General features: G+C 36.3%; 12 protein-coding genes and 1 tRNA gene. 9 read left to right on the top strand and 4 right to left on the bottom strand.

The annotated features are described in order from the left end of the window. Positions 1-3: 3 nt before the first annotated feature. The gene (locus K8089_RS00565) at positions 4-681 is read left to right on the top strand and encodes a head GIN domain-containing protein (protein ID WP_237601314.1); all 678 of its coding nucleotides are present in this window, start codon (positions 4-6) and stop codon (positions 679-681) included. Between the two features lie 46 nt (positions 682-727). Further along, the gene (locus tag K8089_RS00570; protein ID WP_237601315.1) at positions 728-1,441 is read left to right on the top strand and encodes a LysE family translocator; all 714 of its coding nucleotides are present in this window, start codon (positions 728-730) and stop codon (positions 1,439-1,441) included. A 40-nt stretch (positions 1,442-1,481) separates the two neighbouring features. On the opposite strand, the gene K8089_RS00575 is transcribed toward K8089_RS00570, so the two are convergent. After that, positions 1,482-1,555: transfer RNA gene (locus K8089_RS00575), tRNA-Cys, on the bottom strand. A 94-nt stretch (positions 1,556-1,649) separates the two neighbouring features. After that, positions 1,650-2,006: a dihydroneopterin aldolase gene (gene folB / locus K8089_RS00580; RefSeq protein ID WP_237601316.1), complete on the bottom strand. Its 357-nt coding sequence runs from the start codon at positions 2,004-2,006 to the stop codon at positions 1,650-1,652. 107 nt (positions 2,007-2,113) lie between these two features. Here folB and K8089_RS00585 point away from each other — a divergent pair, with 107 nt between their 5' ends. The 4 genes from K8089_RS00585 to K8089_RS00600 all read left to right on the top strand — a co-directional run bounded on the left by K8089_RS00585 (position 2,114) and on the right by K8089_RS00600 (position 5,035). Beyond that, positions 2,114-3,793: a glutamine--tRNA ligase/YqeY domain fusion protein gene (locus tag K8089_RS00585; protein WP_237601317.1), complete on the top strand. Its 1,680-nt coding sequence runs from the start codon at positions 2,114-2,116 to the stop codon at positions 3,791-3,793. A gap of 168 nt (positions 3,794-3,961) precedes the next feature. Further along, positions 3,962-4,339: a YtxH domain-containing protein gene (locus K8089_RS00590; RefSeq protein ID WP_237601318.1), complete on the top strand. Its 378-nt coding sequence runs from the start codon at positions 3,962-3,964 to the stop codon at positions 4,337-4,339. Between the two features lies 1 nt (position 4,340). Further along, a complete protein-coding gene (locus K8089_RS00595) occupies positions 4,341-4,790 on the top strand; it encodes a hypothetical protein (protein WP_237601319.1) in 450 nt (149 codons plus the stop codon). Continuing rightward, complete coding sequence (locus K8089_RS00600; RefSeq protein ID WP_237601320.1) at positions 4,787-5,035, top strand: DUF6327 family protein; 249 nt, start codon at positions 4,787-4,789, stop codon at positions 5,033-5,035. Before K8089_RS00595 ends, K8089_RS00600 begins: the two co-directional genes overlap by 4 nt. A 70-nt stretch (positions 5,036-5,105) precedes the next feature. Here the strand turns inward: K8089_RS00600 and K8089_RS00605 are convergent, their stop codons facing one another. Next, positions 5,106-6,098 (bottom strand): SPFH domain-containing protein, encoded by a 993-nt coding sequence (locus K8089_RS00605; RefSeq protein WP_237601321.1) that lies wholly within the window; start codon positions 6,096-6,098, stop codon positions 5,106-5,108. Positions 6,099-6,180: 82 nt separating this feature from the next. Here K8089_RS00605 and K8089_RS00610 point away from each other — a divergent pair, with 82 nt between their 5' ends. Next, a complete protein-coding gene (locus K8089_RS00610) occupies positions 6,181-6,840 on the top strand; it encodes an outer membrane beta-barrel protein (RefSeq protein ID WP_237601322.1) in 660 nt (219 codons plus the stop codon). Here K8089_RS00610 and gltX read toward each other — a convergent pair. Next, complete coding sequence (gltX, locus tag K8089_RS00615) at positions 6,837-8,348, bottom strand: glutamate--tRNA ligase (protein ID WP_237601323.1); 1,512 nt, start codon at positions 8,346-8,348, stop codon at positions 6,837-6,839. The two genes, K8089_RS00610 and gltX, sit on opposite strands and share 4 nt — an antisense overlap. 220 nt (positions 8,349-8,568) lie before the next feature. Between gltX and K8089_RS00620 the strand changes: the two genes are divergently transcribed. Further along, positions 8,569-11,982: a DUF4175 family protein gene (locus K8089_RS00620; RefSeq protein ID WP_237601324.1), complete on the top strand. Its 3,414-nt coding sequence runs from the start codon at positions 8,569-8,571 to the stop codon at positions 11,980-11,982. Next, positions 11,975-12,391, top strand: a complete 417-nt coding sequence (gene ybeY / locus K8089_RS00625) for an rRNA maturation RNase YbeY (RefSeq protein WP_237601325.1) — start codon at positions 11,975-11,977, stop codon at positions 12,389-12,391. Before K8089_RS00620 ends, ybeY begins: the two co-directional genes overlap by 8 nt. Positions 12,392-12,421: the final 30 nt, after the last annotated feature.

The raw sequence follows: 12,421 nt of genomic DNA on the forward strand, positions 1-12,421 counted from the left end.
CTAATGAAAAAACTACTTCTTTTTATTACGCTTTTTACTTCTCTGTTTTCATTTTCGCAACAAACTCGGGACGTTGGCGATTTTAACGAATTAAAAGTTTACGATCTTATTACGGTTGAACTAATTCCAGCTGCTAAAAATGAAGTAGTTGTTAGCGGTACCAATGCCGATTATGTAAAATTTATAAACGATAACGGCGTTTTAAAAGTACGAATGGAGCTTGAAGAACGCTTTGACGGCAATGAAACAAAGGTTGTTGTTTACTTCAAAAATGTTTCTGTTTTAGACGCTAACGAAGGCTCGGTTATTTTTTCAGAAACCGAAATAAATGTTCCGTCATTGGAACTCAGAACCCAAGAAGGCGCAATAATCGATGTGAAAGTAGCTGCTGATAATTTAACTGTAAAATCGGTTTCCGGTGGCATAATTGAAGCCGAAGGCGCTGCAAAAAGACAAGATATTACAATAAATTCGGGGGGTATTTATGACGCCAAAGATCTTATTTCTGAAGATACTGTTGTAAGTGTTACCGCGGGTGGTTCTGCTACAATATTTACTACTGAAAAAATTGACGCTAAAGTTACTGCGGGAGGTTCAATAAAAGTTTATGGCAATCCGAAAAGCGTGCAAAAGAAAAGGCGCGCTGGCGGAAGTATTGAAATTGTAAAAAGTAATAATTAATTTTTTACTGTAATTGGGTAAAAGTAATTTGTATTTTTACCATACTATGTTTGACGGTTTACTCTACGCAGCATTTTACGGTTTTCTTTTGGCATTTGCAGTTGGTCCGGTGTTTTTCACTTTGATTGAAACAGCGATTACCAAAGGAATAAAAGCCGCAATATTTTTTGATTTAGGAGCTATTTTTGCCGATGTTATTTTCATATTAATAGCTTTTTTTAGTACAAATAGAATTCTTGAAAAAGTAAAACATGACCCCGGTCTTCTCATCTTTGGAGGTGCCATTTTAATAGCCTACGGAATAATTTCATACATACGTACCAACAGATCGGTATTTAAAATTGTACGTGAACATTATGCAGTAAAAGTGAAAAAAAATCTAGGGGGCTTATTTTTAAAGGGCTTTCTTTTAAATTTTGTGAATTTCGGAGTACTCGCAGGGTGGATAGGTACTTTAATAATGGCCAATGCACTTACAACTTCAGATAATGGAGTTTTTGTTTTTATTGCTACAGTATTAGCTTCCTTCTTTTTAACCGATATTTTAAAAATGCTATTAGCCAAACGATTGAAGAATAAAATGACGCCGCGCGTTATTTTTAAAACTAAAAAATGGATTAGTATTTTAATACTGGCATTTGGTATTTTATTACTTACACAGGGAATTTTTCCAAAAGGAGTAGAAGCGGGACTCGAGAAAATTCCCGGAAATCGGCATCCAGTGGAAAGACCAATTCCGCCCGTTGAAGAACCGCTATAATATTACTAATAAAAAAAACCCCAACGAATGTTGAGGTTTTTGGAGGCATCGAGCGGATTCGAACCGCTGTAGCAGCTTTTGCAGAGCTGAGCCTAGCCACTCGGCCACGATGCCAAATTCCTTTAAATGCTGGAATCTACTGAGATTTTTCTCAGAATGCCTGCAAATGTAAAAAAAATTACCGTAATAACCCTATTTAATAGGCAAATTACCTTTTCCTTTGCATTGTAACGCTTACTTCTGCCACATCGCCACCAATTGGCGGATTTCTTTTGGCCACGGTAACTTTCACATCTGTAACCATTTCTATTTTTAAAAGTATGGAATCTATAATCCGTTTTGCAACATGTTCTAAAAGTTTGGCACGTATCGCCATTTCTTCACGTACAATTTTTTGAACCAATACGTAATCTACGGTATCTTCAAGTTCATCGGTATTGGCGGCATTTTTTAGATCTGCTTTTACAGAGACATTTACCAAATAATCTGAGCCTATTTTTCCTTCTTCGATTAAACAGCCGTGAAAGGCAAAAATCTTTATGTTTTTTAAACGAATTGTTCCCATGGAATTAGTTTTCGCAAAGATACTTTTTTATGTTATTTGGTTACCTTTGTAGCACTTAAATTGAACGCAATATATACAAGACAAATTACGTCTTTAAACTAAAATATATGACAAACGAAGCCGCGCCGCTTAATTTTATAGAGCACATAATTGAAGAGGATCTTACCAAAGGATATAAAAAAGAAGAATTGTGCTTCCGTTTTCCACCAGAGCCTAATGGGTATCTTCACATTGGCCATGCCTCCTCCATTTGCCTAAATTTTGGTTTAGGAGAAAAATACAATGCGCCCGTAAACCTTCGTTTTGACGATACAAACCCGGCAAAAGAAGAGCAGGAATTTGTAGATGCTATAAAACGCGACATTACCTGGTTGGGTTATGAATGGGCTACGGAGTGCTATGCTTCAGATTATTTTCAACAGTTGTACGATTGGGCCGTTCAACTTATAAAGGAAGGAAAGGCGTATGTAGATTCTCAAACTTCGGAAGCCATTGCAGAACAGAAAGGCACACCGAATACTCCAGGAAAACCGAGTCCGTTTAGAAATCGCCCAGTTGAAGAAAATTTAGATTTGTTTGAAAAGATGAAAAATGGTGATACCAAAGAAGGGGAGCACGTGCTTCGGGCAAAAATAAACATGGAATCGCCAAATATGTTAATGCGCGATCCAGTAATGTATCGAACCTTGTTTAAACATCACCACCGTACCGGCACGGATTGGAGAATATTCCCTATGTACGATTGGACACACGGCGAAAGCGATTACATTGAGCAAGTATCTCATTCCTTCTGTACGCTTGAATTTCTGCCGCATAGAGAGCTTTATGATTGGTTCTTGGACCAAGTAGTCGATGACAATAAATTACGCCCCAAACAGCGCGAATTTGCCCGTAGAAACCTAAGCCATACTGTAGTGAGTAAACGAAAACTTGCACAATTGGTAAGCAGGGGTGTTGTTACCGGTTGGGACGATCCGCGTATGCCCACTATTTCTGGACTACGCCGAAGAGGATATACGCCAGAAGCTATCAAAAATTTTGCAGACAGCATTGGGGTTGGTAAACGTGAAAACTTGATTGATGTTTCGCATTTAGAATTCAACGTTCGTGAAGATTTAAACAAAAAAGCACCGCGAATTATGGTGGTCTTAGATCCGGTAAAATTGATTATAGACAATTATCCCGAAGGCAAAACTGAAATGCTTGAGGCCGAAAATAATCAAGAAGATGAAAGTGCTGGTTTCCGTGAAATTCCATTTTCAAAAGAATTATTAATTGAGCGGGAGGATTTTAAAGAAGAAGCAAACCGTAAGTTTTTCCGCCTTACTATTGGGAAAGAAGTGCGATTAAAAAATGCCTACATTATAAAAGGTGAAAGTGTCGTTAAGGATTCCGAAGGAAATATTACCGCAATACATTGCACCTACGATCCCGATAGCAAGAGTGGAAGTGGTACCGAAGCATCTTTACGCAAAGTAAAGGGAACATTACATTGGGTTTCCGAGGCACAGGCTCTTCCAGTAGAGGTGCGACTTTACGATCGTCTTTTTACAGTTCCATCACCCGATACAGATAAAGAAAAAGACTTTATGGAATTTATAAATCCAGATTCGTTGCAAGTATTAACAGGGTATGCCGAACCAAGCGTAAAGGATTCCAAAACAGAAGATAAATTTCAATTTCAACGTTTGGGATATTTTGTGGTGGATCGTGATTCAACAGCTGAAAAATTAGTTTTCAATCGAACGGTTCCTTTACGAGATTCTTGGGCTAAATTGAGCGTATAATTAACAGTTATTCTACAAAATGTTTGCTGTTTTAGGAGAAATTGGCTAGAATTTTCAGTTTTTATGATAAATTTATATGTTGAAAATTAACTATTAACCGGTTGTTAACAACATGCTGAGTAGCCGTTGTATATCTTTGAAATTATTAACTAATTAAACACAGAAAAAATGGCATCAAATACAGGTCAAACATTATTAGCATTAATTACTGGCGCAGTAATAGGCGCAGGAATTGGAATTCTTTACGCACCAGATAAAGGGTCTAAAACCAGAGATAAATTAAGCAAAGAAGCTAAAAAAGCTCAAAAACAATTAAACAAACAATATCAAGAAACTACCAGCAATTTGAGTGATCGTGCCCAAAAGGCAAGATTTAGTTTTGAGCAAAAATTAAATGAGACACTTTCTTCCGCAAGCTATAAAGCAGACGATATTCTTTTAGCTATGGAAGATAAACTTGAAGCGTTAAGAAAACAAAACGCAAAGTTACAAATGGATTCTACTGCAGATCAAACTAAAGCAAAGGCCAAAAAAGTAACATCGTAATATGGCATTTAGCAGCCTTAAAGAAAGCTTAAATCGCGTCGTTGACAGAGTAGAAGAATTTAGCATTAGTACGGCAGAGTACTATAAACTCCGCTTGTTTAAATCTACTATGAAAGGGGCAATATCTCTCGTAAACTTGCTTGTTTACGGTAGTTTATCGCTCTTTGTAATGCTTTTTATTTCAATTGGGGCGGCATTTTGGCTAGGTACTTTTTTTGAGCACCAATACGTTGGGTTTCTCTTAATTGGAGCGTTTTACGGAATAATCCTTATTTTTATGTTTATCTATGGTCGAAAGATTATTGAACGTAATTTACTACATAAATTTTCAGGACTATTATATGATGAAGAGGACCTAGATCCAAAAATTGCAGCTGAAAATGAATTAAATGAATATCAGGAAACATTGCAAGAGAACAAGATTAAGAAAGAAAATATTTCAAATTCATGAAGCGATATACAACTTTTGAAGAAATAGATAGAGATTTGAAATACCTTAGACTTAAGTCGCAAATTGACTTAGAGGAAGTGAAGCTCGGTTTAAATCAAAGTAAAGAAACTATGAGCGAAACCTTTTCACCCATCAATCTTATTGCAAGTACTTTAGGTTCCATAATAAAAAAAGCTTTCGTTTTAAAAGTTGTAGATAAATTGATAGGTATAAAACCGGTTAAAAAGAAAGAATACGAGGATTAAAAATGTTTAAAATAAAAAGTAGAGCCCCTCAATTTTTTTGAAGGGCTCTACTCGTTTTAATAAACACATTTTAGTAATTTAAATCTTCACCTTCTTCTGGTCGTGGCGGGGTTTCCCGTTTTGGTTTCTTTTTATGTACAATACCTTTTTCAAGATTTTTCTTCTTCATTTCTTCACCAATTTGATTACTCGCTACAAAAGAGGCAATCATATTATTGAGCATTTCACTACCTGCTTGAGGTGAATTTGGCATTAAAATTAAATTGGTATTTGTTTCTTCACCAATAGATTGTAGTGTGTCATAATGTTGTGTAACAACAATTAAAGCCGAAGCTTCCTGCGAATTAATACCAACATTGTTTAAAACATCTACACTTTCCTCTAAACCGCGTGCAATTTCACGACGCTGGTCTGCAATACCTTGCCCTTGTAAACGCTTGCTTTCAGCCTCTGCGCGGGCTTTAGCTACAATTTTAATACGTTCTGCTTCTGCCTCAAATTCTGCGGCAACTTTTTCGCGCTCGGCAGCGTTAATTCTATTCATTGCAGCCTTTACTTGAATATCTGGATCAATATCGGTAACTAATGTTTTAATTATGTCGTATCCGTACGTGCTCATAGCTTCATTCAACTCTGCCTTTACAGCAATAGCTACATCGTCTTTTCTTTCAAAAACATCGTCTAATTTCATCTTCGGTACTTCGGCACGCACTACATCAAAAACGTACGAGGTAATTTGATCGTGGGGGTTTTCCAATTTGTAAAACGCATCGTAAACCTTCTGTTCCAAAACTTGAAATTGAACTGATATTTTCAGTCTAACAAAAACATCATCTTTCGTTTTTGTTTCAACTATAACATCTAACTGCTGAATTTTAAGATTAATACGCCCAGCAATTTTATCGATTACGGGAATCTTTAATTGCAAACCAGAATGCCGAATGCTTAAAAATTTTCCAAATCGTTCTACTATTGCGGCCGTTTGTTGTTTAACGGTAAAAAAGCTCGCAAATAAAATAAACAAACCAACTATTACGATTGGCACCAAAATAAACCCACCCATATTTTTTAAATATTAATTATTTATACTTCGTGGAAGATACAAAATTAAAGCTATTTTCACGCCTCATTTTTATTCCCCATATATGAGTCTCTCTAAGTTACTTTTTGCTACAATTTTCCTGCTATCTTTTCAACAAACAAGTGCACAACGCAACTACGACAGCTATAATTTTCTTGGAATACAAGCTGGAATACTGCTTTTTGATATACATACAAACGATCTGGTAACCGAACAACGAGAAGGTTTTAGCGCAGGTTTTACTACGCGCGGTGCGTTTAGAAATAATTTCGATTTAATTTACGGAATTAGTTTTCTAAATGCTGCCGTTGGAATTGAAGGCAACGATCTTTTAAACACAGACACGCAATATATTGGTTACACTATTCACGGGGTAACGTTTAAATTAATTGGAAGCTATAACATAATTGTTAACCATTTAAGTCTTGAATTGGGACCTATTTTTGGTTTAAATGGTAAGATGAAATTGAATAATAATAGATTCGAAAATTATGTGCTTACGGGTTATAATACCTTAACTGCTAGTGAAATTCAAGATATTTCAAAATTCAATGCTTTAATAGCTGCAGGTATTACCGGCGGCTTTAAGCATTTTCGATTAAGTGCACAATATCATTATGGCTTAACAAATATATTAAGTGCATTGAATAAGAGAAATTTAGAAAACAATAGTTTTAAAGGAAATAGTTCCACTGTAATTTTAAGCGGAGTAATTTACTTTTAACCTATAAACTCTATAGCATTTTCAATTCTTGAAATACTTTCTTCTTTTCCTAAAATGAAAAGAATATCGAAAACTTCCGGCCCTTTCATTTCACCGACCAGTGCTAAACGCAACGGCATCATTACTTTTCCAAAACCAATACCTTCTGAAGTAATCCATCCCTTAACTTTTTCTGATAAGTTTTCTGTTGAAAAATCTTCAGTTTCAGTTAAAATTGAAATTACCTGCTGTAGAATTTGAGGGGTATCCGCTTTAAATGCTTTGCCGGATGCTTTGGCGTCGTAGGTTTGTGGGGCTTCAAAAAAGAAACTTCCCTGTTCCCAAAGGTCGCTTACGAATGTTGCGCGTTCTTTTAAAAGAGAAACGATCGTTGTTAGATCGAGCGCAGTCGAAACCTTTTTTTCACTTAAAAATTTGGAAAAATCTTCGGCGAGCTTTTCATCATCTACCATTTGAAGATATTGATGCTGAAACCATTTCGTTTTTTCGGGATCAAACTTAGCACCTGCTTTATTTACGCGATCTAATTCAAATGCAGAAACCAATTCATATAAACTAAAAATTTCTTGCTCGGTTCCTGGATTCCAACCTAAAAAAGCGAGCATATTAAGTACTGCTTCGGGTAGATAGCCATCTTCGCGATAGCCGGAAAATACATCACCTTCAGCGGTTTTCCATTCCAAAGGAAATACTGGGAAACCCATTTTATCGCCATCGCGTTTGCTGAGTTTTCCGTTGCCAGTTGGTTTTAAAATCAACGGTAAATGTGCGAATTGAGGGGCATTCCAGTCAAAAGCGCGGTATAATAAAACGTGCAGCGCCAAAGATGGCAACCACTCTTCGCCGCGAATTACGTGGGTAATTTTCATTAAATGATCGTCTACAATATTTGCCAAGTGATAAGTTGGCATCCCGTCGCTTTTAAAGAGCACTTTATCGTCGAGAACATTGGTTTCCACTTGCATGCTGCCGCGAATAATATCGTTTAAATAAAGCGTTTCATCTTCGGGCGACTTAAAACGAATTACATATTCTTCGCCATTCGCTATTTTTCGCTGCGTTTCTTCCGCGGAAAAAGTAAGTGAATTTTTTAGTTTTAAACGGTTGTGCCAATTGTAAATAAAAGTTTTTCCTTTGGCTTCGTGGTCTTTGCGGTGTGCGTCTAATTCTTCAGTTGTATCAAAAGCGTAATATGCGTTTCCAGATTCAAGCAACCTATCTGCGTATTGTTTGTATAGATTTTTTCTTTCGCTTTGGCGGTACGGGCCATAGTTAGCTTCTTTCTCGGGGCCTTCGTCATAAGAAATGTTTAACCAATTTAAGGCTTCAATAATATACGCCTCGGCACCTTCCACATAACGGGTTTGGTCTGTATCTTCAATTCGCAAAAGGAAATCGCCACCGTGCTTTTTCGCAAATAAATAATTGAACAAAGCAGTGCGAACACCACCAATATGTAAAGGACCAGTTGGACTTGGGGCAAAACGCACCCGAACTTTTTGAGACATAATTTACATTCTTTTTATGAAGTTGCAAAGGTACAATTATGCTACGGTTTTTTAAAGTTATTGCACGCTGCGGTTTTTTCTTTTTTTGGAGTGATTATTGTGCCGTGGTAAGCACAAAATATTATTGTATTTTAGCTCCTCCTGCAAGGTTTCTAAAATTGCGGAGGTAGATTATTGTTATAAAATTTGGCAGGTGAGATTCCTGTCTTTAAAAGAATTTATGAGCACATTTAACATCATCCAGCAAAAACTGGAGGAATTTATTAAAAAATACTACACAAATGAGCTGATTAAAGGAACCATTCTTTTCTTTGCCATTGGGTTGCTGTATTTACTGCTCACACTACTTATTGAATATTTTTTATGGCTGAGCCCACTGGGAAGACAGTTGCTGTTTTGGGCTTTTATAATTGTTGAATTGGGCTTGTTTGTTAGGTTTATAGCTTTTCCGCTGGCGAAACTTTTCAAACTTCAAACAGGAATTAATTACGAAGAAGCTTCAAAAATAATTGGCAACCATTTTCCTGAGGTTAGCGATAAATTGCTCAATGTAATTCAGCTAAATCAAAATCAACGTGAAAGTGAATTGCTTGCGGCAAGCATTGACCAAAAAGCCATCGAACTGAAACCTGTTCCTTTTAAAAGTGCCGTAAATTTTAAAAAGAATGCTAAATATCTAAAATACGCTGCCATTCCAATTTTCGTGTTTTTAGCATTTAGCGTCTTGGGCGGAATGGATATTTTTTCGAGCAGTTACAAACGTGTTGTGCATTACGACACGGCATTTGAGCCACCTGCACCTTTCGCTTTTATTGTTATGAATAACGAATTGAACGCAGTAGAAAACAAACCTTTCACTTTAAAAATTAGAACACAGGGAAACACTATTCCCGAAAATGCGAGCATCAATTATAGTGGCGAAACTTATTATATGCAGCAGACAGCGCCCGGATTGTTTGAATATACTTTTCAACAACCTGTGGAATCCATAGATTTCAATTTAAAGGCAAATAAAGTGAATTCGCGCAATTACACTTTAGATGTTGTAAAAACCCCCTCGCTACTTAATTTTGAAATGTATTTAGATTATCCTTCGTATACCGGCAAAAGAGATGAAACCTTGAAAAGCACCGGTAATGCTACTATTCCCGAGGGAACCACAGTAAAATGGAACGTCGCTACAAAAAATACAAAGTTGGTAACTTTGAAAACTTCAGACACCGCAGTTTACTTCAAATCGAAAGGGGAGAACTTCAATTTTGAAAAGGGAATTTACCGCAAGCTTGATTATGCTATTACCACTTCCAACGAAAAATTGAAAGATTATGAAAATCTTGCTTTTACTTTAAATGTGGTGAAAGATCAGTTTCCTGAAATTGAGGTTCAATCAAAACAAGACAGCACGAATAGTCAGCGGGTTTTCTTTTTGGGACAGATTTCGGACGATTACGGACTCACAAAGTTGCGATTGGTCTATTTCCCCGAAGGCGACGAAAAGCAGGCTAAAACAGAAGCATTGCCACTAAACAAAACAAACTTTGACCAGTTTACATATGCTTTTCCGGGAAACCTTTCTTTGGAAGAAGGCGTTGCTTACGAGTACTATTTTGAAGTTTTTGACAACGACGCTATTCACAATTACAAATCTTCAAAATCCGGAGTTTATTCCTTCAGAAAACTCACAAAAGAAGAATTGGAAAATGAGCAGCTTCAAAATCAGCAAAACGCGATAAAAGGTTTAGACAAATCTTTGGAAGAATTTAAGGACCAAAAACAAACTTTGGAGGAATTGTCGCGAACGCAAAAAGAGAAGAATGATCTTAATTACAACGACAAAAAGAAACTCCAAAATTTCCTAAAGCGCCAAAAGCAACAAGAGGAAATGATGAAGAATTTTTCGAAGGAATTGAAAGAAGAACTGCAAAATTTTCAACCTGAGAAGGAGGAAGAAGATCCGTTTAAAGAAGAACTTGAAAAGCGATTGGATGAAAATGAAGAACAGTTAAAAGAGAATGAAAAATTACTCGAGGAATTGGAAAAATTGCTTGAAAAAATTCAAAAGGAAGATTTAACTGAAAAACTTGAGGACCTTTCAAAACAAAACAAGAATCAAGAGAAGAATTTGGATCAATTACTTGAATTGACTAAACGATATTACGTTGAAAAGAAAGCTGAGAAATTAGCGGAGCAACTTTATGAATTGGGTGAAGAACAAGAAAAACTTGCAGACAAACCCTCCGAAGAAAACACCAAGGAGGCCCAGGAAGAATTAAATGAAAAGTTTGAGGAGCATAAAAAGCAAATGGAAGAGCTTCAAAAGGAAAACGAGAATTTAAAGAAACCTTTAGACATTCCAAAAGATAAACCAAGCGAACAGCAGATTGATGAAGAGCAGGAAAAGGCCACTGATAAGTTGGGTGAAAAGAAACCTAATGAAGCGGGAAAAAATCAAAAAAAGGCTGGACAAAAAATGAAACAAATGGGGAAAGCAATGCAAATGCAAATGCAAGCTGGCCAAATGGAATCTATTGATGAAGACGTAAAAATGCTTCGACAGATAGTTGATAACTTGGTTGTTTTCTCTTTCCAGCAAGAAGATTTGATGGAAGTCTTCAAAAAGATTGAATACGGCAATCCTATTTTTGGTAAAAAATTGAATATTCAAAACGATTTAAAAACCAATTTTGAACATATTGATGATAGCTTATTTGCGCTTTCATTACGTCAACCCTTGCTTGGAACACAAATAAATTCGTCGCTAACTGAAATTCAGTACAATATTGACAAATCTTTGGAGCGATTGGCACAAAACCAAACTCGGCAAGGCATTGGAAATCAGCAATATACAATTACAGGGGCTAATGATTTGGCTGTGTTATTAAGCGATATTTTAAGCAACATGCAAATGCAGATGGCTATGGCTATGGGTTCCGGCTCTGGAAAAGGTATGCCAAGCCCAGGTTCAGGTAGTGGAGAGGGTTTTCAGCTTCCGGATATTATTAAGAAACAAGAAAGCCTAAACGAACAGATGAAAGAGGGAATTGAGAAGGGTAAAAAGGGCTCAAAAGGTGAGGGCAAAGGAGAAGGCAAAGGAGAAGGTGAGGGTGAAGGGGAAAGCGAAGGAAGTGGCGATGGTAAAGGTGATAATGGAGAAAATGGATCTGACGGTAAAAATGGCGATAAAGATGGGAAAGGAGAAAACGGAAATGGCGAGAGTGAAAAAATGAATGGCGAGCTTTATGAGATTTACAAGCAACAACAGAACTTACGCCAACAACTTCAAGACAGATTAAACAAAGAGGGTTTAAAGGGAAATGGAGGTAATTTGTTGAGGAAAATGGAAGGAATTGAACAACAATTGTTGGACAAGGGTTTTAATGAAAATACGCTTCAGCAAATGCTTAATTTAAAATATGAATTCTTAAAATTGGATAATGCAGAACTAGAACAGGGGCAAGAAAATAGAAGAGAATCTAAAACAAATAAAAGAGATTATCACAACAATGTGCAGCTTGCTCCCGAGGACATAAAAAAATACTTTAATACTACCGAAATATTAAACCGTGAGGCCTTACCTTTGCGCCAAGATTACAAAAATAAGGTGCAAGAATATTTTAAGGAGACCAATGATTGAGTTTAATTTTGAAACCGATTTTAGCTTAGAGAACACGCCAAAAATTATTAATTGGATTACGGATGTTATAATTTCTGAAGGTTGCGAATTGGGTGAAATCCTATACGTTTTTTGTGATGATGAGTATTTACACAAATTAAATATTGAATTTTTAAATCACGATACACTTACTGATATTTTAAGTTTTGATTATGGTCTTGGGAAGCAAATTAACGGCGAAATTTTTATTTCAGTGGAGCGTGTTGCAGACAATGCTACTGATTTTAAAACTAGTTTTACTGAAGAACTTCACCGGGTAATGATTCATGGGATTCTTCATTTCTGTGGATATAAAGACAAAACAGAAAGCGAGGAAACACAGATGCGCAAAAAGGAAAATGCAGCGCTTCGGTTGCTATCTAGTATTTAGTTTTAAGTTCTAAATCTAAATAACTATATA

Source organism: Aequorivita vitellina, from assembly GCF_022008365.1.
Lineage (GTDB): Bacteria > Bacteroidota > Bacteroidia > Flavobacteriales > Flavobacteriaceae > Aequorivita > Aequorivita vitellina.

What these genes read in the sequence shown, in the direction of transcription:
- folB (WP_237601316.1), bottom strand. Translation starts at nt 2,006, where the DNA reads ATGGGAACAATTCGTTTAAAAAACATAAAGATTTTTGCCTTTCACGGC.
- K8089_RS00620 (WP_237601324.1), top strand. Translation starts at nt 8,569, where the DNA reads ATGAGCACATTTAACATCATCCAGCAAAAACTGGAGGAATTTATTAAA.
- K8089_RS00570 (WP_237601315.1), top strand. Translation starts at nt 728, where the DNA reads ATGTTTGACGGTTTACTCTACGCAGCATTTTACGGTTTTCTTTTGGCA.
- K8089_RS00595 (WP_237601319.1), top strand. Translation starts at nt 4,341, where the DNA reads ATGGCATTTAGCAGCCTTAAAGAAAGCTTAAATCGCGTCGTTGACAGA.
- gltX (WP_237601323.1), bottom strand. Translation starts at nt 8,348, where the DNA reads ATGTCTCAAAAAGTTCGGGTGCGTTTTGCCCCAAGTCCAACTGGTCCT.
- K8089_RS00610 (WP_237601322.1), top strand. Translation starts at nt 6,181, where the DNA reads ATGAGTCTCTCTAAGTTACTTTTTGCTACAATTTTCCTGCTATCTTTT.
- K8089_RS00605 (WP_237601321.1), bottom strand. Translation starts at nt 6,098, where the DNA reads ATGGGTGGGTTTATTTTGGTGCCAATCGTAATAGTTGGTTTGTTTATT.
- K8089_RS00585 (WP_237601317.1), top strand. Translation starts at nt 2,114, where the DNA reads ATGACAAACGAAGCCGCGCCGCTTAATTTTATAGAGCACATAATTGAA.
- K8089_RS00590 (WP_237601318.1), top strand. Translation starts at nt 3,962, where the DNA reads ATGGCATCAAATACAGGTCAAACATTATTAGCATTAATTACTGGCGCA.
- K8089_RS00565 (WP_237601314.1), top strand. Translation starts at nt 4, where the DNA reads ATGAAAAAACTACTTCTTTTTATTACGCTTTTTACTTCTCTGTTTTCA.
- ybeY (WP_237601325.1), top strand. Translation starts at nt 11,975, where the DNA reads ATGATTGAGTTTAATTTTGAAACCGATTTTAGCTTAGAGAACACGCCA.
- K8089_RS00600 (WP_237601320.1), top strand. Translation starts at nt 4,787, where the DNA reads ATGAAGCGATATACAACTTTTGAAGAAATAGATAGAGATTTGAAATAC.